Raw genomic sequence first — 22,138 nt, 5'->3', positions numbered from 1 at the left:
GTAATATCCGTAGGATGATCGCCACGCGCCCCGGATCCCGCGGGACGGGCGTTGGGCGCGGCGTCTGGGAGGGCGTGCATCAAGGCTATCGTTCATGGCTGCCCGCGGGCAGCATATCGGGGGAGTGCGATGCCGCAACGTCAGACATACAGGCCGGAGCTGTCCGGCAATCCGCAATCGGCCACTTCCCGCAGCTATCCGAACGGTAATCCGGAGCAGGATTACAACCGACCGGGCGTGCGTCACACCGATAGCGCGGTCCCGCTGCACCCCGCCGCACCCGTGATCCACGACTATGCCAGCGATGGCCCCGCGCCGGGCAATATCGCGTTCCGCTGGACCTGTGGCTCGAACGTGGCGGCGAAGAACACCGATCCGCGCGTGCAGGTGATGCAATATAACGAGGACAGCTTCATCCTGCGCCAGAACGTCTGCGTGCACTGGGAAGCACCATTCACCTATTTGCTGTTCGGCAACAAGGGTGCGCTGCTGATCGACAATGGCGCGACCGCCAATCCCGCGCACTACCCGCTGCGCGAAACGGTGGACGCGATCGTCGCCCGCTGGGCAAAGGCGAGGGGGCGGACCCGCGTTCCGCTGACGCTGGTCATGACTTCGGGCGAGGATCATGCGCAGACGAAGGGGTTGGCGCAATTCGCCGGACGCCCCGACACCGTGATCGCGCCCACCCCGCTGGCCGCGATGAAGGAATTCCACGGACTGCTGGGCGACTGGCCGAACGGGACGGGAAGCATCGATCTGGGCGACCGGGTGATCCGGGTGATCCCGACCCCCGGCACGCACAAGGACGGGATCAGCTTCTACGATCCCTATTGCGATTTCCTGTTCACCGGCGACCTGCTGTTTCCCGGCAAGATCAATATCGGGAACGATCGCGACTTCGTCGCTTCGCTGGAAAGGCTGAAGGCCTTTGCCGATGCCAATCCCGTCAAATATGTGATGGGCGGCCATATCGACATGATGTTCGTGCCGGGTCAGGCCTATCCGCGTTTCCGCAACTACAAGCCTTATGAGCGGGTGCTGGAGATGGAGCCGGCCCTGATCGACGACGCGTTGCAATATGCGCGCGAGGTGCAGGGCAGGGATCTGATGCTCATCCGCCCTGATTTCATCCTGCTCAACGGCGTCAGTCCGGACCAGCGGACCGATGTGTGGCCCGCCGACGTGCCGAAGATCCGCCCGCCGCATCCGTTCTGATCGAGGGGACACAAGCCATGGACCGACGCATATTTCTTGCCTGCAATGCCGCCGCCGCGCTTCCCCTGTCGGGGGCGGGCGTGGCCTATGCCCAGTCGCTGGCCGGCAATGGCCCGCCGATCGATTTCACCAGCAACCTGCCCGCCCCGGGCGGCTTTCCCGACAGATGGATCTGCGGGTCGGAATCCTGCATGGATAACACCGACCCGCCCTGGCAGGTGCACTGGTACAACGACCACACCGCCATCCTGCGCCAGAACAAGGCCTATAGCTACGAGGCTCCCTTCGCCCCGCTGTATTTCGGGAACGACCGGATTCTGCTGCTGGACGAAGGCTATGTGCAGCTTCGCAACGACTGCGACCTGCGCGGTGTCGTCGATGCCACCATCGACGCATGGTGCGAGCGCAATGGCAAGAACCCGCAGCGCATGGAACTGCTGGTCGCGTTCAGCCATCTGCATGCCGACCATTATGCGGCGGTGAACCAGTTCGCAGACCGGCCCAACACGCGGTACATGGGGCTGACGCATGAGGAGATGGTCGGCTTCTGGGGCATGACCAATTTTCCCGAAGAGCGGGTTGCGCTGGACCTGGGCGGGCGAGAGATCCTGATCTGGGGATCGCCCGGCCACGTGATTTCCGAATTCGCCTATTACGACAGCTATACGCAGATCCTGTACACCGGCGACATGTTCTATCGCGGGCGCTGCTACATCAGCTTCTGGGAGCCGTGGCTGGCAAGCATGCAGCGGCTGATCGATTTCGTCGACACGCATCCGGTGAGCCACGTGATGGGCTGCCATGTCGAGATCAGCAAGGACGATCAGGATTACCCCTATGGCCTGACCTGGCAGCCGAACGAGGCGCCCGTCCAAATGTCGGTGCAGCAACTTCGCGACACGTTCGAATTCGCGAAGACGGTGACCGAGCCGGGCATCTATTTCACCGGCACCGTCTTCCTGTGCAACCAGACGCGCAGCATGACGACCATCGATACCTATCCCTATCGCTATAGCTGACCCCTTGCGGGCATCGGACAGGAGCAGTTCCATGAAGAAGACCGTGGCAATCGCATTGGCATCGGCGTCGGTATCCCTGGGCGCTTGCGCCACCATGCAGCCCGGGGAACCGGCCATGGCGGCGGCAGGCACGTTGGTCGAGAAGGAATTGGCTGTACCCGGCTTCGCCGACTTCCTGGCGATCGACGGCGACACAGTCTGGACCACCAACGACGGGCGGGTCGAGCAATGGGGCGTCGATGGCAAGCTCGCCTCGACCGTCATGCCGCGCCCGTGCGGCACGATGGCGGTCGCCAGCGGGTCGCTGTGGGTCGCCAATTGCCCCGATGCCAATCTGTACCGCATCGACCTCGACACTGCCGAGGTGCAGACCATCATCGCGACCGGCATCGCCAACCCCAAGGGCGAGACCAACGTGGTGTCGGGAGACGGTTCGATCTGGGTGCCCAGCGCGGCGCAAGGCGCGGTCGCGCGGATCGATCCCGCGACAAACGAGGTGATCGCGACCGTGCCCGTCGCTCCGGGCACCTTCTATCTGGCCTATGGCCTCGACGCGCTATGGGCGGTCAGCAGCGACGCGCAGTCGTTGCAGAGGATCGATCCGGCGACCAATCGCGTCACCGGCAAGGTCGCGCTGGGCAAGCAGCCCGGCTTCCTTGCCGCGGGCGAGGGCGCGGTCTGGGTGCAGGAACAGGGCGACGGCACGGTCGCCCGCGTCGATCCGGCGACCATGGCCGTCAGCGGCCGCGTACCGGTGGGCGAGACGCTGATCTATGGCGACATCGACGTCGGCGGCGGGTCGGTATGGCTGCGCACGACCGAGGACCAGGTATTCGCGGTGATCGACCCCGACACGCTGGAGGTCACCGCACGGCTGGGCGAACCTGCCGGCAGCGGAGCGATCCGCTATACGCCCGCGGGCATCTGGACATCCGCCCATGACAACCAGACCCTGTCGTGGTGGTCCAAGCCCGATTGACCGGCGCACCGTTGGCCCTGCGCGCGGTCCGTTCCGCTTGCGGGGCGGGGGCGAAACAAACTTCGGCGAATCGCTGCGGTAGGGGGCGAATGTTGCAGCAGGGCTACTAGTATTGTTGCAAAAACGGCTTTCACCGTGTGATCGCCGCGCGGCTGATTTGGGAAAATGCACGGATCTGCAACGCGTTAAGCAAAATTCCGTATTCGGACACAGTCCTCAATTAATACGCTTGACGCTTTTGGTAATATCTGTACCTTCCAATTGTCGCAATCAGAACGACATGAAGTCCATGGGTAGAGGATTTTCGAAATTGGGTCGGAAACGACCTGATAAGGAGGTTTTCTATGGACCAGCCGCAGGGTAGCGATACCTCTACGACTTCCGCTGCGCAGGCACACGCCGCCGCAGGAACCAGCCCCGATGCGACGGGCCGCGGCATGGTCAGCACCGCCCTTGTCAACCTGATCCCGCCCGCCACTCTGGCGGCCGTCATCTGCTTCTGGGGCTTCGCGCCCAATGCCTGGGTCGAGGCTCCCTATACGCTGGTGATCGTCGCGGTCGCGATCATGGCGTGGATCCAGGGCCTGGAATGGGTGGCCGAACGGCACGAAGGCTGGCGCATCAATCGCCGCGAACTTGCGACCGACGTCTTCTACACGGTGCTGATGTACACGGTCATCGGCTGGGTCGCCACCAAGGTCGCCGAGGAGCCGCTGATGGCGCTCAAGGAACGGCTGGGCATCGCGACGCCGTGGCTGATGGAGCTGCCTTTCCTGGTCCAGGCGCTGATGGTGATCCTGCTGGTCGAATTCGGCCAGTACTGGATGCATCGGCTGATGCACAACGTGTATCCGCTGTGGCTGACCCATGCGCCGCATCACCACGTGACTCAGCTCAACGCGCTGAAGGGCGCGGTCGGCAATCCGATCGAGCTGGTGCTGATCAGCCTGAGCGTCGTGGCGCTGTTCGACTTCAGCCTGGCCGCGATCTTCTGCGCGATCAGCATGGGCGGCGTCATCTCGGGCTTCGCCCATGCCAATGTGCGGTCGAACCCGCCGCTGTTCTATTCGTTCTTCTTCACCACGATCCGCCACCACAGCCTGCACCATACCGCGCTCAGCTATGAGGATACGCGCTGCAACTATGGCAATTCGGTGATCTTGTTCGACCGCATCTTCGGCACCTATCGCGACGGGGAATCCGCGATCGTCGGCCAGGACGACCGCAGGCGCCTGTCGATCTATGAACAATTCATGTTTCCCTTCCAGCCCGTGATCGACCGGATCGGGGCGGGCCGGAACGGCGAGAGAGGCAATTCGAAACCCTCGGCGGGCTGACGCCCGGCGAGCCGCAGGAAGAGTACCGGATCGCACATCCCGGCCCATGGACAGGCGGGGGGGCAGCAGGCGGGCACGGGCACAAGCCGCAACAGCGGCAGCGCGGGCAACGCCAGATCCTCACATCGACGAAAATCCAGCCCTGGCCCGTGTGCCGGGGCGCGGGGAAGTTTTAACCCAATGAGGGGGTAGCAGATGAATTATTGCGCGACATTACGCTTGGGTCTTCTTTCTGCGACAATGCTGACGGGCGGTGCCTTCGCAACCCAAGCGGCCGCGCAGGACGCCATGGATGCGCCGACCGAAACGGCGGAAACCTATGACGAGAACGCGATCATCGTGACCGGCACCCGCCGCAGCACGACGATCCAGGACACGCCGATCAACATCTCGGCCATCGGCCAGGAGGAGCTGCAGGCGCAGCGGATCGACGACGTTCGCGATATAGCCGATTTCACGCCGGGCATGACCATTCTCGACACCGGTCCGGGTTCGTCGGGTTCGATCGTGCTGCGCGGCCTCAGCGCTTCGGGCGTCGATGATTTTGGTGCGAACTATGACGACGCGCTCGGCATCTACCTTGGCGAGACGCCGCTCTATTACGATTTCAAGCTCATCGACATCGACCGCGTCGAGACGCTGCTCGGTCCCCAGGGTACGCTCTACGGTCTGGGCACTCTGGCGGGCGCGATCCGCTATATCCCGAACCGCCCCAACACCGACGTGATCGAGGGCGAGGTTCACGTCCGCGGCACCACCAAATCGCACAGCGACGACTTCGGCTACCAGGGCGACTTCGTGCTCAACCTGCCGATCGTGCGCGACCATATCGCGTTCCGCACGGCGACGGGCTATTACTTCGACCCCGGCTTCATCGACTATACGCGGCTGGTGCGCGAACCCGGCGTCTCGCTGCCGCAGCCCAGCGGCCCCGACGGCGTCAACCGCGAGGATTTCGCAACCGACCTGACCAGGCGTGAGGATCTCAACTTCGAGCGGACCTTCACCAGCCGCAACCAGCTGCTGCTGCAGACCAGCGAAGACCTGAAGCTGACCCTGACCTACGCCTATCAGAAGACCGACACCGACGGATCGCAGTCGAACAGCTTCGGCGTGCTGGGCACCGGAAAGTACGAGAACGCCAGCCGCTTCATCGAGCCGATCACGCGCCAGGCGCATCTGGGCAGCGCCGAACTGAACGCCAATGTCGCGGACATCTTCGACGTCGTCGCCACCGGCGCCTATACCGAGGTGCTGTTCGAGGGGCAGGCCGACGTCACCGACCTGCTGCTCGACCTCGACTACGACTACGAGCTGTTCCCGGCCTTCGCGGGCTACACCGACTCCGACACCAAGCGCGAGCAGTGGAACGGCGAGGTTCGCTTCGTTTCGCGTCACGAGGGTCCGCTCAGCTGGGTTCTGGGCGGCTTCTACAACGAGAACAAGTTCCAGAGCGATTATGCCGAGCGCATTCCGAACCACCCGTGGGTCGATCCGGAGACCAATCCCGAAGCGCTGGAATATGTCAGCTACATCACTTCGAAGGTGACCGAGAAGGCGGTCTTCGGCGAGGCCACCTTCCAGATCATCCCGCAGTGGCAGGTGACCGCCGGCACGCGCTATTTCGACTATGATTCCGAAATCCAGGGCGCGGCTGCGCTGCCGGTGCTGGGCGATCCGCTAAGCCCCTATGACCTGCCTGCCAACGGCGGCGAAGCCGGGCAGGACGGCTGGGTGTGGAAGTTCAACACCTCGTTCGAAGTCACGCCCGACATCCTGCTCTATGGAACATACAGCAAGGGGTACCGCATCGGCGGCCCGAACCGCGTCGCGCCTTGCCCCGCCGACGTCCAGCCCGGCCAGCAGATCATCTGCGCCCTGCCGGACGAGCTGCAGTACGGGCCCGACGAGACCAAGAACATCGATATCGGCGTCCGCACCCAGTTGCTGAACCGGATGCTGACGTTCAACTTCAACGTCTATCACATCGAATGGGACGGCATTCAGGTGGATTCGGCCACGCTCTACGGCGCGACCGGGATCACCGTGAATGGCGGCGCGGCCAAGTCGCAGGGCTTCGAGACCTCGTTCCAGCTTCGACCCATTCCCGAACTGTCGATCCAGGGCACCTATTCCTATACCGACGCCAAGCTGACCGAGGATGTCGAGGGTATCCTGACCATCCGCGAGACACCGGGCGATTATTCCAACCGGTTCGACCAGCTCGACGCGCTTGACGGGGATCGCCTGCCGGGTTCGGCAAAGAATTCGGGCACCCTGGGCGCGACCTATATCATGCCGCTGCCCGACGGGGACGTCACGGCCAACTGGACCGCTGTGTATCGCGGGAACGTGGTGACCCGCCTTGGCTACGACCGGGCCTATGGCGACAAGCTGCCCAGCTTCGTCACCCACCGCGCCTCGCTCGGCTATGAGAACGACCGTTTTGGCGTCAGCCTGTTCGCCGACAACATCTTCGACAATTTTGCGATCGTCTCGGTCGCGAACGATCGGTCGCGGATCGGCGTGAACGACGGCGTGGCGGTCCGCTATTACCGCCAGGTCGTGCTGAACCCGCGCACCGTGGGGATCGAGGGGCGCATCCGCTTCTGATCGCGGAAATCTGAAAGAAAGGAAGCCGCTTGCCCCGCCGGGCAGGCGGCTTCTTTCATTGGGGAACGTCGAAACCCTGCTGCGCCAGCCAGCAGCGGATGGGTTCAAGCCCTTCGCGGTGCGTGCGCCATTTGCCCACGCCGTCGGCATTGAGCGGGCGCCGGACCTGTGCGGCGCTGGGGGTGGCGACGGCCGATGTATTCCGGTGAAACGACAGGCAAGCCTCGTCCCAGCCAAGCCCGCAGTGATCCAGCAGCAGGCGGGTCTGCGCTTCCTGGTCCGCCACCAGGCTTTCATAGGACAATTGCAGGACGCGCCCCGGATAAAGCCGGTCCCACAAGGCCATCAGCCGGTCGAAGCGCGCGTAATAGCGGGCAATGTCCATCAGATCGTAGGAATAGGCGTAATAGGCGGACTGGCTGGCAAACAGGTTCTTGTAGTTGCTCCAGACCGTGTCCATCGGATTGCGCCGCAGGCACACGATGCGCGCACCGAGCAAGGCGCGGGCGATATGGCCGACATAGAGGAAATTGGCTGGCAGCTTGTCGGTGAAGCGCGGGGCATGGCCGGTGCGATGATGGCTCGCCTGCTTCAGATAGGCGGCGCCGATGGCGGCGGGATCGACCGCGGCGCTCGCCCGGATCGTGTCCGGATCGACGATGGTGCGTGATCGTGTTCCAGCCAGACGCTTGACCGACAGCGGCATCGCCTGAAGCTCGCCTGCCGATTGCACCTCGCGGTGCGATGACAGGATACGGTCGACCAAAGTGGTGCCGGTCCGCGGCATGCCGACGATGAAGATCGGCGAGGGATCAGGATCGCCCGCCCCCGACGCAAGCGTGCTGCCGGTGAACAGCGCCTCGACCGCGTCGAAGATCGCGGCATCATGTGCGAAATCATAGCCCAGCTTGCGCTTGTGCTCGGCATTCGCGGCAGAGAGATGCGCGAAGGCTTCGGGATCTCCGATATCCTCCAACTCCTTGGCCAGCGCATAGCGGATGCGCAGCGCGTCGTCCGGCCTATCCGCATTGACGAGCGCGGTCTTCAGCCGGGGCAAATGATTGGCCTGCACGGTCTGGCGCGACAGGATGGCCAGCGCATAATGCGCGCGGGCGTTGCCGGGATCGGCGGCCAGGATCGCTTCGTAATGCCGGCGCGCATCCTCTTCCCGTCCGGTGAAGCCGCAGGCCGCCGCCAGATTGTAGCGATAGTCGAGATTGCCAGGTTCCGCCTCGACCGCTGCGGTGAAGGGGGCGAGGGATGCCTCGTGATCGCCGAGCCGGGCCAGTACGCAGCCGATCGTGTCACTGCTTCGCGCGTCCGCAGGTCCCAGAGCGATGGCGCGGCGCGCAGCATCGGCTGCCTCGCCGTCGCGGCGCAGCAGGATCAGCAAACGGGCAAGCTGGGCAAGATGCTCTGCCTGCGGGCCGCGGTCTACGGCGGCCTGGATCAGGGGCACGGCCTTGGCGATCTGGCCCGCTTCGGCTGCGACGATGCCAAGCAGGAAATAGCCTTCGGGTCGGTCGGGCTCGGCCGCGACTAGCGCCTTTGCCGAGGCCGCCGCAGCATTCAGGTCGCCGCGCTTCAGCGCCGCCCTTGCTTGTGCGTCGCTGGTCATGCGGTTGTCGCGGAGTTGCCGAAAGATCTGGTCGAGGGCACGGATGCGGGGATCGCGATCCGTGTTGTCGTTGAACAGCGATAGGGCCGGAAAATCATGCCGTCACCGTATGAACAATGACGGTGGGAGGCAATCGCTACATGGCGGGGTCAAGAACTCGCAGAGCGGCTACCCGGCCCGCGGGGCGGACCGGGCAAGCTGTCGTAACGTCAGCGGCTGGACGCAAGCCGTGCCGGCGATGCCTTGGCCGCCATGCGTTCCTCGATCTGCGAACGAATGTCCGCCTTGACCGCGGTCTGGCATTCGCGCGCCTGTGCGGCGACGGCCAGGTGCACATGGGTCAGTCGATCGCCGCAGACCGCGCGAGCGGCATCGTCCATGCGGATTGCCAGACGCTGCTGCCCGTCGACGGTCGACAGGTCCAGCCCGTCAAGCCGAAGCGTGGCGGTTTCCTCGACAAAGGGATCTGTGGTGGCGGCGGCAGCCGAACTTGCCATGGCGCAAGCGGCCAGGACCAAAAGGCCTTTCTTCATCATCGTCTCCTGCGAATATCAATCACCGCTCTGCGGCGGCCAGTCTTGCACATAGGCCTGCGCGGGGCAGGTTGCAAGAATTCGCAGAAAATTGCGCCTTAGGGCATGGTCAGCGGCGCGCGCACCTCAAGCGATCCAAGCCTGCTGGAATCGCCCAGGACGCCGATGGGAAGGTCGACATGCTCGACGCTGCTGGCCGGCTCGCCGGTGTCGTGAAGCGAGACCTTGATCGTGCGGGCCCGCGGCGGCGTCCATTCGCGCAGGGTTTCCAGCGGCAGGCGTGCCGTCCAGCCATTCTCGCCCTCGACCGGCACAAGCCGGCCATTGATGCGCACCGCAGAGGCAGGATCGGCGCGGTATCCGGACACCATAAGGCAGCTCTGCGCCCCGCATCGGACCAGGCGCGTGCTGTATTCGTCCGCGCGGGCTGGCACCGCCGACATTCCCGCCAGCGCCAGACCGACAATCGCCAGGCCGCGCGACCGAAAGGCGATGCGCTTCAGGGCAGCGGTACTTGTGGCAAATCGCGGGGCGGCAGTTTCGGCGCGCGTGAAGTCCATCGAAGAGTCTCCCTCGCGCCGGCCCGAAGACCGGCGTTACGGTTGCTGACACTCTCCCACGAAGGATTCTTGAATTTGTAACATGCAGCCTATCGTTGTTACGCGATCGGTCAAGTGTAATATCGGCAGCCGGGGTCCATCGCGGTTTGCCACCGCGCCCGACAAGGCGTAGCGTGCCGCCTTCAGCGCCGGGTACCGGGGGCGGCGCTGGCCGCAATGGGTCGTCATCATTGCGCTGCCCCGGGAAGGGGTCCCTGATGACCAACGCCGCCCTTGCGGATGCACCCATCACGCCGGTCGAGCGAGGCGCGCGGATCGACTCGCTCGACATCCTGCGCGGTATCGCGGTCTTCGGCATTCTCCTCATGAACATCTCGGCGTTCGCCCTGGTCTGGCAGGCCTATGGCAATCCGCTGGCCGCGGGGGGCGCCACCGGGCTCAACCTGCGCCTGTTCGAGATCATGAATGTCGGGTTCGAAGGGACGATGCGCGGCATCTTCTCGATGCTGTTCGGCGCGGGCATCGTGCTGCTGACGAGCCGCATGGAGCAGACCGGGACCGGTTTATCGGCCGCCGACATCTATTTCCGGCGGATGGCCTGGCTGGGCGTCTTCGGATTCATCCACTGGAGCTTGCTGCTGTGGCCGGGCGAGATCCTGTTCGCCTATGCGATTTGCGGCTTCGGGCTGTTCGTGCTGCGCGGCCTGCCCGCGCGCTGGCAATTCGGGATCGGCATCGCGATGCTGATGCTGGCGGCCGCGAAGATGGGGCTGGGCTATTACGGCACGCTCGAGCAATCGCAGGCCGCCGCCGAAGCGCAGGCCATCGTCGCCGGGGGCGGTACGCTGGGCGATGAGCAGCGCGAAGCATTGGAAGGCTGGCAGGAAACCCGGTCCGAACATATTCCGACTGCCGAAACGAACGCGATGTTCAACGACTGGCACGGCGGGTCCTATCTCAACGCGGTCAGGGGGCAGCTGCCGTTCAGTTTCGGATTCCAGTGGGTCAACGCGCCGTTCGCGCTGGCGTTCGACATTGTGCCCTTCATGCTGATCGGCATGGCCCTGCTGAAATGGGACGTGCTGTCGGCAGGGCGCAGTACGCGCTTTTATGGGCTTGTCATGGCGATGGGTTATGCCATCGGCATACCGCTCGGCATCTATGAACTGGGCCTGCTGCAGGCGGGCGAATACGGGCCGGGCCTCGGCCGCGGCGGGGCGGACCTATCAGGCCAGCCGGCTGGCGATGGTGTTCGGCCATCTGGGGCTGGTCATGTGCGTTGTCAGGCTGGGCGTGCTCAGGCGGCTGCAGCGCGGGTTTGCCGCGGCGGGCCAGATGGCGCTGACCAATTATATCGCGCAGACGCTGATCTGCATCGCGCTGTTCTATGACTTCGGCTTCGGCCTGTATCGCCGGTTCGAGCGTTATCAGCTCTATCTGATCGTGCTGGCCATCGCGGCGGTGCAGATGGCCTGGAGCCTCGTGTGGCTGCGTCACTTCCGGTTCGGCCCGCTCGAATGGGTGTGGCGATCGCTGACCTATCTGCAGCGCCAGCCCATGGCTCGCGGGCAAGCGCTTGCAGGCGCGCCGCTGCAGGCGACATAGCGGCCCCGGCAGGGCTGCTGGCCAGTCGAGGTATCGCAGGCGCGCTGTTATGCCCTAAAGGGACATAGACAGCGCTTTTGCTAATGGCTGCACGCGGTTATGCAGTGCCGATGAATCATTGCGCTGCCCGGCTTCTATGTGCCCTGACCCTTGTTTTCATGGGCGGATGTTCAGGCTCCGAACCCGACCGCGCGCCCGATCCGGTTCCGGTCATAGCCGAGCCGCTGCAATTCCTTCCCCGGAATACCGAGACCGAGCTGGTCGGATCGGCGCGGGCATCGACCAGCGCGGAACTGTTTCCCGAAACCGGCGGCAGGGTGACGGGCGTGATGTTCTCGGCGGGCGACTATGTCCGCAAGGGCGAACCGCTCGTCCAGCTGGACGCACGGCGCGAGAGGCTGGCAGTCGACGCGGCCGAGGTGCAATTGCGCGAGGCGGACCAGCTGCTGGGCCGCTATCGCCGGATCGAGGATACCGGCGCGATTTCCGAAAGCCAGATCGAGGCGGGCGAAACCGCGCTGGCCTCTGCGCGGGTGGCGTTGCAGCAGGCGCGCACCGAACTGGCCGATCGCACGATCCGCGCCCCGTTCTCGGGCCATATCGGCCTGACGGAGATCGACGTCGGCAACCGGGTCAACGATTCGACCCCCATCGCCCAGCTGGACCAGCGCAGCACGATGTTCGTCGATTTCTCCGCGCCCGAAACCGTGTTCAGTTCGCTGCGGCCGGGTGAGACCGTGCAGCTTGTGCCCTTCGCGCAGCCCGACCGGGAAGTGCAGGCGACCATCGTCGCCACCGACAGCCGGGTTTCGCAGGACAGCCGCGATTTCATCGTGCGCGCCAAGCTGGCCAATCCGGGCGACAGCCTGCGCCCGGGCATGAGCTTTCGCGTCACCGTCGACCGGCGCGGCGATCCCAGTCCCGCCGTGCCTGAGGAAGCCATCGTCTGGGGCGGCGAGGGTTCGCACCTGTTCGTCGTGCGAGAGGGCAAGGCGAGCCGCGTCCCCGTCACCATCACCGCCCGGCGCGACGGCAGGGCGTTCGTCGACGGCCGCCTGACGCGCGGTGACCGGGTGATCGTCGAAGGCGTGCAGAAGGTGCGCGACGGGCAGGAAATCCGCCTTGTCACGCCCGCAGGCGCCCCGGCCAGCAAGGCCACGCTGCGCCCTGCGGAAGCCGGCAATGGAGAATAGGTCCGATCTTCCCATGCTGGCGGTCAAGCGGCCGCTGCTGGTGGGGGTGCTCAACCTGCTGATCCTGCTGGCGGGGCTGGCGGCGATCTTCGGGGTCGAGGTGCGCGAACTTCCCAATGTCGACCGGCCGGTGGTGTCGGTGTCCGCGGTCCTGCCCGGCGGTTCGCCCGAAACGATGGACGCGGAAGTCACCAGCATCCTGGAAGATGCGGTGGCTCGCGTCACCGGCGTGCGCGAAATCCGTTCCTCCAGCGAGGAGAACAACTCTCGCGTCAGGGCCGAGTTCAATCCCGGCGTGGACCTGGATACCGCGGCCTCCGACGTGCGCGAGGCCGTCAGCCGGATGACGCGCGAACTGCCCGACCGGGTCGAGCAGGTGAACATCGTCAAGGCCGATGCCGACGCATGGCCGATCATGCGGCTGGTGGTGCAAAGCGACAGCCTGGGCGAGGCGGAACTGACCCAGCTGGTCGAGAACGACATCGTCCCCGAATTGCTGACGGCAGAAGGCGTCGCCAGCATCGACCTGTTCGGCGACCGGGCCTTGCAGATGCGCGTGTCGGTGGATCCGGCCCGGCTCAACCGCTTTGGCCTGACGATCAGCGACGTGGCCGATGCGCTTCGTCGTGCGCCCTATGACGTGCCGGTGGGCTCGTTCCGCTCCGACGCGCAGGAACTGGTCGTGCGGGCGGAAGCGAGCGCCACCGATCCGCAGCTGCTGCGCGATCTGGTCATCAGCGGCAACACCCGCATCGGCGATGTCGCCGACGTCGATTTCGCGCCTGCCGATGCGAATAATTTCGTCCGGCTGGACGGCAGGTCGGTGATCGGAATGGGCGTCGTGCGGCAGGCCAATTCGAACACGATCGAGATTTCAAACGCCATTCGAACAGCGGTCGAACGGGTGAACCAGCGCTTCGACAATATCCAGGTCGAGGTGATTTCCGACGACGCCCAGTTTATCCAGATTTCGGTTCAGGAGGTGCTGATCACGCTGGGCTTCACGATCATGGTGGTTATCGGCACGATGCTGATCTTCTTCCGCGCCTGGCGGCCCACAATCATTCCCAGCACGACCATACCGATCGCGCTGGTCGGGGTGATCGCGGGCATCTGGATCATGGGCTTTTCGATCAACCTGTTGACGTTGCTGGCGCTGGTGCTGGCGACCGGGCTGATCGTCGACGACGCGATCGTGGTGCTGGAAAACACGCAGCGCCTGCAGAACAAGGGGCTGGGACGGCGCGCGGCAGCGGTCGTGGGCACGCGGCAGGTGTTCTTCGCGGTGGTCGCCACCACCGCCGTGCTGGTATCGGTGTTCGTGCCGATCAGCTTCCTGCCGTCTGAAACCGGGCGCCTGTTTCGCGAATTCGGCTTCGTGCTGTCGCTGGCGGTGCTGATATCGTCGTTCATCGCACTGTCGCTGGTGCCCGCGCTGGCGGCGCGCATCGACCTTACCAATGGCGCGGCGGATGGCGACCGGCTGACGCGCTGGGGCGGCCACATGCGTGACCGGTACATGCAGATGCTGGTCTGGTGCCTCGACAGGGGAAAGCTTGTGATCGGCGCCGCGGTGGTGGTCGCGGCCCTGACGGGCCTGCTGTATACGCAGATCGAAAACGAGCTTGTGCCCGACGAGGATCGCGGCGTGATCGAGGTCGACGCCACCGGTCCCGACGGGGTCGGCCTGACCTTCATGGACCGCGAACTGGACGAGATCGAGCGTATCCTGCAGCCCTATCTCGACAGCGGGGAGATCGAGAGCACCTTCTCGGTCGTCGGCCAGTGGGACCCCAATCGCGTGCGCGTCACCGCCCAGCTTGCCCCGTGGGACGAGCGGGAGCGTAGCCAGAGCGAGATCGTGGAAGAGCTGAACCCCCCGCTGCAGGAGATCCCGGGTTCGCGCACCAACGCACGCGGCCGCGGCACGCTCAGCTTTGGCGGCGGGGGCGAGGGGCTGGAGGTCGCGCTGACGGGCGGCGAATACGACAATATCTACCGATCCGCCCTGGCGCTGTCCGAGGCGATCGATACAAGGTCCGACATATTGTCCAATCCCGATATCTCGTACCAGCCGACGCAGCCGCAATTGTCGCTGCGGATCGACCGGCAGCGGGCATCGGACCTGGGCATCGATCTTGACGATTTGTCGCAGACCCTAAGCGCGATGGTGGGGGGCGAGGAGATCGCCGACCTCAATATCGGGGACCAGGCGGTGCCGATCTTCCTGACCTCGCGCGCGGTGTCGATCACCAATCCGGCGGATCTGTCGAACCTGTATGTCCGCACCGAATCGGGGGGGCTGGTGCCCATGTCGCTGGTGACCGACGTGGTTGAGCAGGGCGTCGCCGCGCAGCTCGACCGCACCGAACAGCGCCGCGCGATCGAAGTCGACGCCGACATCGCGCAAGGCGTATCGCTGCGCGACGCGATCACCGAGATGCAGCGCCTTGCCGACGAGACGGTGGCAGAGGACGTCGACATGCTGCTGCAGGGCGATGCCGAAAGCCTGAACGAAACCTCGAACGACGTGCTGGTCACCTATCTGTTCGCGCTGGTCATCGTGTTCCTGGTGCTGGTCGCCCAGTTCGAAAGCCTGACGAGCGCGCTGGTCGTGCTGTTCACGGTGCCCTTCGCGCTGGCCGCCGCGATCCTGGCGCTGTTCCTGTCGGGCGTTTCGCTCAATATCTATTCGCAGATCGGGTTGGTCATGCTGATCGGACTGATGGCCAAGAACGGCATCCTGGTGGTCGAATTCGCCGACCAGCTTCGCCACCAGGGCCGCAGCGTGCGCGAGGCGGTGGAGGAAGCCGCCTCGATCCGCCTGCGCCCGATCGCGATGACCCTGATCTCGACCGTTATCGGCGCGGTGCCGTTGATCCTTGCGGGTGGAGCGGGGGCGGAGGCGCGCCAGTCGATCGGCTGGGTGATCTTCGGCGGACTGGGCATCGCGGGCATCTTCACCCTGTTCCTGACGCCGGTGATCTATCTGGGCATCGCCCGTTTCGGCAAGCCGCGCTCGGTCGACCTGGCACGGCTGAAGGAAGAGATCGGGCAGGTCGACGAAGACATGACGATGGCACCCGCATGATCCGATCGCTGTTGCCCGTGCTGCTGGCGTCCGGCCTGCTGTCCGCCTGCGCCAGCGTGCCGGAGGTCGAGCCGCACACCGCCATCGATGCGCCGCCCGAATTTGCCGCTGCCCTTCCCGAAGCGGGCGCCGACGAGGATTGGTGGAACGGATTCGACGACCCGGTGCTCGACGCGCTGATCGAGCGGGGGCTTGCCGACAATCTCGACATCGCGATTGCGCGCGAGCGTGTTCGCTCGGCCGAGGCGCTGCTGCGCGCCGAACGCGCCGACCGCCTGCCCAGCGTGGACGGCGCGGCCGACGTCGGCGTTCAGGCCAATGACGGCGGCAGCAATGTCAGCGCCAGCGCCGGGCTGTTCGCGCTGTTCGATCCCGACATCAGCGGGCGGCTGAGTGCCGAGATCCGCGCCGCCGCCGCCCGCTATGCCGAGGCGGATTATCTGCGCGCCGATGCGCGCCGCATCGTGGCCGCCGCCATCGCCAGGCAATATATCGACTATCGCCGCACCGGCGCGCAGCTTGAACTGCTGGAGGAATCGACGGGGCTGCAGGAGCAGACCCTCGATGTCGTGACCTTGCGGTTCGAAGCGGGGCTGGCCGCCAATCTCGACGTGCGGCGTGCCGCCGCCGACCTCTCGCAGACGCAGGCGCGGCTCGGCGTGCTCGAGATCCAGCGCGCCGAGGCGGAGCATGCTCTCGCCCTGCTGCTGGGCGAAGCGCCCGGCACTTTCGTCCCGGCGGGCGAGGGCGGGATCGGCGCGATCCCCAGCTATGACGGCGGCCCGCCGGTGGGCCAGCCGCTCGACCTGTTGCGGCGCCGCACCGACGTCCTCGCCGCCGAGGCGCGGCTGCAGGAGGCGGCTGCGGGTGTCGGGATCGAGCGGGCCGACTTGCGCCCTTCGCTGACCGTTCCGGCATCCATCGTGCTTGGAGGCGGCAGCCTGGGCGATCTGTTCGGCGAATTTCTCGCCGGCGTCGGAGCCGCGCTCGACATTCCCATCTTCGACGGCGGCCGCCGCCGCGCCGAGGTCGATGCCGCGGAAGCCGAACTCGATGCCCGCTATGCCGATTACCGGCTGACCTTCCTCGACGCGCTGCGCGAGACGGAAAATGCGCTGGTCGCGATCGGCGCGTTCCGCCAGCGCGCGGAAGCCCTAGCCGCCGCCATCGAGCAGAGCGACGCGGCGCTGGAGCAATCGAACGCGCTTTACCGCGAAGGGCTGGCGTCGCTGTTCGACTTGCTCGACGCCCAGCGGCAGCTCATTTCCAGCCGCGAAGCACTGCTCGACAATCGCGCCGCGCTGTCGAACGCCTATGTCGCGCTGCATCTGGCGGCGGCATCGCCCGGCCCGTATGTTTCGCCAGCGGTCTAAGGGGGCCTACTGCCGGCCGGGCATCGGCCGGAACGGCGGTCCACCGTCTCCATTCGGCAATGTTCGGTGCGCTATGAAAGGCGCGGGATGTCATCACGCCGCCTGAAGGAAGAACAGCCGCATGCGAATATCGAAATGGGCGCTTGGCCTTTGCGCCGCTGCCCTGTCAGTCCTGAACCCCGCCATTGCCCGGCAGGCCGGGTCGGAGCGCGTGATCCCTGCCCAAAGCGCGCGGCAGGGCGTCGCGTCCGACGGTACGTCGATCTATGCCGTCGACAATAATGTCATCACCCGCATCGCGATTGCCGATCGGCAGGTGACCGGCGAGTGGAGGGGCGACCCGGCCCTGTTCCCGCATCTGAACAGCTGCACCGTGGTGGATGACGAACTGGTCTGCGCATCCTCGAACTATCCGGCGGTCCCGCAGCTTTCGACGGTCGCGATCTTCGATCTGCAGAGGCTGGAGCATAGCCGTTCGATCGCGCTGGGTCCGATGCCCGGCTCGCTGACCGCGCTGGACTGGCATGACGGCAAGTGGTGGGCGACATTCGCCAATTACGACGACCGCGGCACGCCCGAGGGACGCGATCATCGCGACAGCTTCGTCGCCCAGATGGACGACGACTTCCGCATAAGCCGCATGTGGGGCCTGCCCGATGCGGTGCTCGATCGGCTGGCGCCCAGCAGCATTTCGGGCGCGAGCTGGAGCGAGAACGGCCAGCTGTACCTGAGCGGCCACGACAAGCCCGAGCTTTACGTCGTCGCATTGCCGCAGGCCGGCGGCACGCTGCGACATGTGGCGACCATCCCGATCGAATCGCATGGGCAGGCGATCGACGTGGATCCGCTGGACGAAACCCTGATCTGGTCCATCGACCGCGAAACGCGAACCGTGCACGCCAGCCGCTTGCCTGCGCCCGCCGATTAAACAGATCCGGCGGAAAAAACGACCGGACAGGGCGCTTTGCAACCGAATTGTCACGAATTGTCCAACAAGTTGCAGCATTTCCCGGCCAAATGCTTTATGGGCAGGGGAACGGAATCGAACCGCCCCATCGATATGGGGCATCGACAGGGGACGAATGCGGATATCGGCTCGCACAACTCGAATGGTCATGTTCATGGCCGGATCACTGTTTTTGGCAGGTGGGGCGCATGCCCAGCCTGCAGCGCCGCTTGCCACGCTTGAAATCGCCCTTCCCATAATTGAACCCGCCCGGACCGGCATGGAGCCCGCCCAGGCCCGCGCGCCCGACCTTTCGGTCATGACCTATAACGTCAAGGGCCTGCCGTGGCCGATCGCGACCGGGCGGGCGGATGCGCTGGAACGCATTGCAGATCGCCTTGCCCGCATGCGCAAGGATGCCGTGCAGCCCGCCGTGGTCGTCCTGCAGGAAGCCTTCCGCTCCGAAGCCAAGTCGATCGGCGACCGTGCTGGCTATCGCTATCAGATCGTCGGGGCCAGGGCGCAGCGCGTGGCCAATCCGGTGTCGAGGCGCGCACCTTTCCGCCGCAGGTCCGCCGCGCCGCAGCTGGACAGCGGGCTGATCGTGCTGAGCGATTTTCCGATCGTGGAGGTCGACCGCGCAGCTTTCCCCAAGGGGGCGTGCGCAGGGATGGACTGCTTCGCGGCCAAAGGCGTCGTGTTGGTGACGCTCGACGTGCCCGGCAAGGGGAAGGTCGAGATCGCGACCACCCATCTCAACAGCAAGGGAGCGTCGTGGGCGTCCGAGAAGGAGACCGAGCGGGCGTACCGCCAGCAGGTCGATTTCCTGGTCGATTTCCTTCGGAGCAATCGCAATCCGGCGATTCCGCTGATCCTGGCGGGCGATTTCAACCTAGGCGACCGCGAGGAGCGGCTGGCGATCCTGCCGCCCGCGCTGATGCGGCTGAACGGCGGGCTGGCCCCGTCGGAGGCTCTGCGCGGCTGCATCGATGCCGATTTCATGCCGGATGTGCATTCGGACGATGCGCAATGGGTGCTCGAACGGGCGCGCGACATGCAATATGTGCTGCCGGGTGACCGCCGCACGATCGCCGCGGTGGCCGCCAGTATCCCCTTCGGCACGGAAGCGGGGGGTGAGCCGCTTTCCGATCATTTCGGCTATACCATCGAATATCGCCTTACCGCTCCGGCGGGCATGCTGGCATCGCGCGACGAAACGCCGGCGGCGGCGCGGCCCAATGTGTCGATCGCATCCATGCCGGTCCCCCATCGGAGTACCGGGCAGAGCGACGAACAGGCTGCGATCAGGGCCAACTGAACCCGCGCTTTCGCCTGCCGGACTAACCATTCTGCTGCCGTGACACCGCGCCGTCTGGCGGGTTATCGCGTCATGCATCGAAGGGGGCGGGGCGCAGCAATTGGTCGAGCAAGTCGATGCGATAGTCGTGGGAGCGGGGGTCGTCGGGCTTGCGGTGGCGCGTGAACTTGCGCTGGCGGGCCGCGCGCCGCTGGTGCTGGACGGCGAGGCGCAGTTCGGATCCTGGACCAGCAGCCGCAATTCCGAAGTCGTCCACGCAGGGATCTATTATCCCCCCGGATCGCTGAAGGCGCGGCTATGCGTGGAAGGGCGCGACCTGCTGTATGGCTTTTGCGAAGCGCGCGGGGTGCCGCACCGCCGGACCGGCAAGATCATCTTCGCCCATGACGATGCGCAGCTGGCCGAGCTGGACACCATCGAGGCGAGGGCCGCCCGGGCGGGCGCGCACGATCTGGTCCGCCTGAGCCCGCGGGAGGTGCTGGCGCTCGAGCCGGAGCTTCCCTGCGCGGGCGCTCTATTGTCGCCGTCGACGGGTATCATCGACAGCCATGGCTTAATGCTGGCGCTTCTGGGCGAGGCGGAGGCGCATGGGGCGATGCTGGTGACCGGCAGCCGGGTCGCGCGCATCGGCCGCGCCGACGGATCGTGGCAGATATGGCTCGACGGCGCGGACGAGCCTGCCGTGTCCTCGCCGGTGCTGGTCAATTCGGCGGGGCTTGCGGCACAGGAACTGGCGCTGGCGACGCAGGGGCTGGACCCGGCCTTCGTGCCGCCCGCCTTTTACGCACGCGGCGTTTATTTCACCTATGGCGGCAAGGTGCCGTTTCGCCATCTGATCTATCCCGTTCCCGAGCCGGGCGGGCTGGGCACGCATCTGACGCTGGATCTGGCCGGGCAGGCGCGGTTCGGGCCGGACGTCGAATGGATCGATGCCGTGGACTACGCGATCGATCCGGGTCGTCATGCAAGGTTCGCGGCGGCGGCGCAGCGGATCTGGCCCGCGCTCGATGCTTCGCGCCTGCAGGCGGGCTATGCCGGCGTGCGGCCAAAGGTAACCGGACCCGGCGAGGAGGCGGGCGATTTCGTGATTTCCGGCCCGGCCGATCACGGGTGCAGCGGGTTGGTCAACCTGTTCGGGATCGAAAGTCCGGGACTGACATCGTCGATGGCGATTGCGCGCATGGTGGCCGGGATGGTGGACTGATTCCAAGGATGCGCGAGCGTGCCGCGTCAATCGGTGACGGTGCGGCGCACCGCATCGCGCCATCCGGCGATCAGCGACTGGCGGGCTGCCCCATTCATCTGCGGCGTGAAGATGCGGCCCTCGCTCCGCAATGCAGCCAAAGCGGGAAGGCCCGACCACACCCCCGTCGCCAGCCCGGCGTGGAAAGCCGCGCCCAGTGCGGTCGTCTCAAGATTGGAGGGCCGCTCGACCGGGGCGTCGATCATGTCGGCCAGGAACTGGCAAAGCCAGTCGTTCGCCGCCATGCCGCCATCCACCCGCAGGCTGGCAGGCGTCTCGCCGCCGTCGGCGACCATTGCCCCGGCCAGATCCATCGTCTGATAGGCAACCGCTTCCAGCGCGGCGCGCGCGAGATGCGCCTGCGTCGCGCCCAGCGTAAGCCCGAAGATCGCCCCGCGCGCATCCGGATCCCAATGCGGCGCGCCCAGTCCGACGAAGGCGGGCACCATATAGACACCGTGATTGTCGGGGACCTGTGTCGCCATGTCGTCGGTTTCGCGGGCGTGGGTGATCACGCCGATCCCGTCGCGCAGCCATTTGATCGCCGCGCCCGCGATGAAGATCGAACCTTCCAGCGCATAGACCATCTTCCCGTCCAGCCTATAGGCGGGCGTGGTCAGCAGGCGGTTCTGCGAAGCCAGCGCGTCGCCGCCGGTGTTGAGCAGCATGAAGCAGCCGGTGCCATAGGTGCTTTTGGCCATGCCCCTGTCGAAACATGCCTGCCCGAACAGGGCGGCCTGCTGGTCGCCCGCCATGCCTGCGACCGGGATGGGCGCGCCCAGCAGATCCGCTTTGGTCGTGCCGTAGACATGCGCATTGTCGCGAACCTGGGGGAGCAGGGCCATCGGCACGCGGAACAGGCGGCACAGATCCTGATCCCATTGCTGCGCGCGAATGTCGTAGAGCAGGGTGCGCCCCGCATTGGTGACGTCGGTCGCATGCACCCTGCCGCCCGTCAGCCGCCACAAGAGGAAACTGTCGATGGTGCCGAAGGCCAGCTCGCCTTTTTCGGCGCGGGCACGGGCACCGGCGACATGGTCCAGTATCCACGCCAGCTTGGTGGCCGAGAAATAGGGATCGATCAGCAGGCCGGTCCTTTCGCGTACCCCGGCTTCCTCGCCAGCCGCCTTCATCCCGGCGCACAGGCTGGCCGTGCGGCGGTCCTGCCAGACGATGGCGCGATGGATTGGCTCGCCCGTGGCGCGGTCCCAAACGACCACGGTTTCGCGCTGGTTGGTGATGCCGATGCCCGCGACGGCGTCTGCGGACAGACCGGCCGCTGCAATCGCCTCGCGCGCGGCGGCGACCGTGTCGCGCCAGATCTCATCGGGGTCGTGCTCGACCCAGCCAGGCTGCGGGTAATGCTGTGCGAATTCGCGCCGCGCGGTCGCCAGCGCGTTGCCGCCCTCATCGAACAGGATGGCCCGCGTGCTGGTGGTGCCCTGGTCGATCGCCAGAATATGTCGGGGCATAAGGCGCTTTTCCGCTCTCT

General features: G+C 65.6%; 16 protein-coding genes. 12 read left to right on the top strand and 4 right to left on the bottom strand.

The window, feature by feature from the left end; all coding sequences use genetic code 11:
* Positions 1–129: 129 nt before the first annotated feature.
* From A9D14_RS08245 to A9D14_RS08225, 5 genes are all read left to right on the top strand, one after another.
* Positions 130–1,218, top strand: a complete 1,089-nt coding sequence (locus A9D14_RS08245) for an MBL fold metallo-hydrolase (protein ID WP_066845149.1) — start codon at positions 130–132, stop codon at positions 1,216–1,218.
* A gap of 17 nt (positions 1,219–1,235) precedes the next feature.
* Positions 1,236–2,237 carry an MBL fold metallo-hydrolase gene (locus A9D14_RS08240; protein WP_066845146.1) on the top strand — a complete coding sequence of 334 codons (1,002 nt, stop codon included), beginning with the start codon at positions 1,236–1,238 and terminating at the stop codon, positions 2,235–2,237.
* 31 nt (positions 2,238–2,268) lie between these two features.
* Positions 2,269–3,216: a Vgb family protein gene (locus A9D14_RS08235; RefSeq protein ID WP_066845143.1), complete on the top strand. Its 948-nt coding sequence runs from the start codon at positions 2,269–2,271 to the stop codon at positions 3,214–3,216.
* Positions 3,217–3,560: 344 nt separating this feature from the next.
* The gene (locus A9D14_RS08230) at positions 3,561–4,553 is read left to right on the top strand and encodes a sterol desaturase family protein (RefSeq protein ID WP_083987792.1); all 993 of its coding nucleotides are present in this window, start codon (positions 3,561–3,563) and stop codon (positions 4,551–4,553) included.
* Between the two features lie 195 nt (positions 4,554–4,748).
* Positions 4,749–7,166: a TonB-dependent receptor gene (locus A9D14_RS08225; protein WP_066845140.1), complete on the top strand. Its 2,418-nt coding sequence runs from the start codon at positions 4,749–4,751 to the stop codon at positions 7,164–7,166.
* Between the two features lie 55 nt (positions 7,167–7,221).
* Here A9D14_RS08225 and A9D14_RS08220 read toward each other — a convergent pair whose 3' ends face one another.
* From A9D14_RS08220 to A9D14_RS08210, 3 genes are all read right to left on the bottom strand, one after another.
* The gene (locus A9D14_RS08220; protein WP_066845138.1) at positions 7,222–8,784 is read right to left on the bottom strand and encodes a tetratricopeptide repeat-containing sulfotransferase family protein; all 1,563 of its coding nucleotides are present in this window, start codon (positions 8,782–8,784) and stop codon (positions 7,222–7,224) included.
* 209 nt (positions 8,785–8,993) lie between these two features.
* Positions 8,994–9,317 carry a UrcA family protein gene (locus A9D14_RS08215; RefSeq protein WP_066848636.1) on the bottom strand — a complete coding sequence of 108 codons (324 nt, stop codon included), beginning with the start codon at positions 9,315–9,317 and terminating at the stop codon, positions 8,994–8,996.
* A 98-nt stretch (positions 9,318–9,415) separates the two neighbouring features.
* Positions 9,416–9,877: a hypothetical protein gene (locus tag A9D14_RS08210; RefSeq protein WP_232468470.1), complete on the bottom strand. Its 462-nt coding sequence runs from the start codon at positions 9,875–9,877 to the stop codon at positions 9,416–9,418.
* 1,110 nt (positions 9,878–10,987) lie between these two features.
* On the opposite strand from A9D14_RS08210, the gene A9D14_RS08205 reads away from it, so the two are divergent.
* The 7 genes from A9D14_RS08205 to A9D14_RS08175 all read left to right on the top strand — a co-directional run bounded on the left by A9D14_RS08205 (position 10,988) and on the right by A9D14_RS08175 (position 20,607).
* Positions 10,988–11,482 carry a DUF418 domain-containing protein gene (locus A9D14_RS08205; RefSeq protein WP_083987791.1) on the top strand — a complete coding sequence of 165 codons (495 nt, stop codon included), beginning with the start codon at positions 10,988–10,990 and terminating at the stop codon, positions 11,480–11,482.
* 158 nt (positions 11,483–11,640) lie between these two features.
* Complete coding sequence (locus A9D14_RS08200) at positions 11,641–12,675, top strand: efflux RND transporter periplasmic adaptor subunit (RefSeq protein WP_232468468.1); 1,035 nt, start codon at positions 11,641–11,643, stop codon at positions 12,673–12,675.
* Positions 12,665–15,766: an efflux RND transporter permease subunit gene (locus tag A9D14_RS08195; RefSeq protein WP_066845127.1), complete on the top strand. Its 3,102-nt coding sequence runs from the start codon at positions 12,665–12,667 to the stop codon at positions 15,764–15,766. The genes A9D14_RS08200 and A9D14_RS08195 overlap by 11 nt, the downstream gene beginning before the upstream one ends.
* Positions 15,763–17,139 carry an efflux transporter outer membrane subunit gene (locus tag A9D14_RS08190; RefSeq protein WP_066845125.1) on the top strand — a complete coding sequence of 459 codons (1,377 nt, stop codon included), beginning with the start codon at positions 15,763–15,765 and terminating at the stop codon, positions 17,137–17,139. Before A9D14_RS08195 ends, A9D14_RS08190 begins: the two co-directional genes overlap by 4 nt.
* 121 nt (positions 17,140–17,260) lie before the next feature.
* Positions 17,261–18,067: a hypothetical protein gene (locus A9D14_RS08185; protein WP_066845122.1), complete on the top strand. Its 807-nt coding sequence runs from the start codon at positions 17,261–17,263 to the stop codon at positions 18,065–18,067.
* Between the two features lie 193 nt (positions 18,068–18,260).
* Positions 18,261–19,403 carry an endonuclease/exonuclease/phosphatase family protein gene (locus tag A9D14_RS08180; RefSeq protein ID WP_157668175.1) on the top strand — a complete coding sequence of 381 codons (1,143 nt, stop codon included), beginning with the start codon at positions 18,261–18,263 and terminating at the stop codon, positions 19,401–19,403.
* A 100-nt stretch (positions 19,404–19,503) separates the two neighbouring features.
* Positions 19,504–20,607 carry an NAD(P)/FAD-dependent oxidoreductase gene (locus A9D14_RS08175; RefSeq protein WP_066845112.1) on the top strand — a complete coding sequence of 368 codons (1,104 nt, stop codon included), beginning with the start codon at positions 19,504–19,506 and terminating at the stop codon, positions 20,605–20,607.
* A 26-nt stretch (positions 20,608–20,633) separates the two neighbouring features.
* Here the strand turns inward: A9D14_RS08175 and glpK are convergent, their stop codons facing one another.
* Entirely contained in the window at positions 20,634–22,118 is a 1,485-nt protein-coding gene (gene glpK, locus A9D14_RS08170) for a glycerol kinase GlpK (protein WP_066845108.1), read from the bottom strand.
* Positions 22,119–22,138 lie beyond the last annotated feature (20 nt).

It is taken from the genome of Croceicoccus marinus (assembly GCF_001661675.2).
GTDB classification, from domain to species: domain Bacteria; phylum Pseudomonadota; class Alphaproteobacteria; order Sphingomonadales; family Sphingomonadaceae; genus Croceicoccus; species Croceicoccus marinus.
Note: the sequence above shows the minus strand (reverse complement) of the source record. Positions and strands in the feature narration are given on the sequence as shown.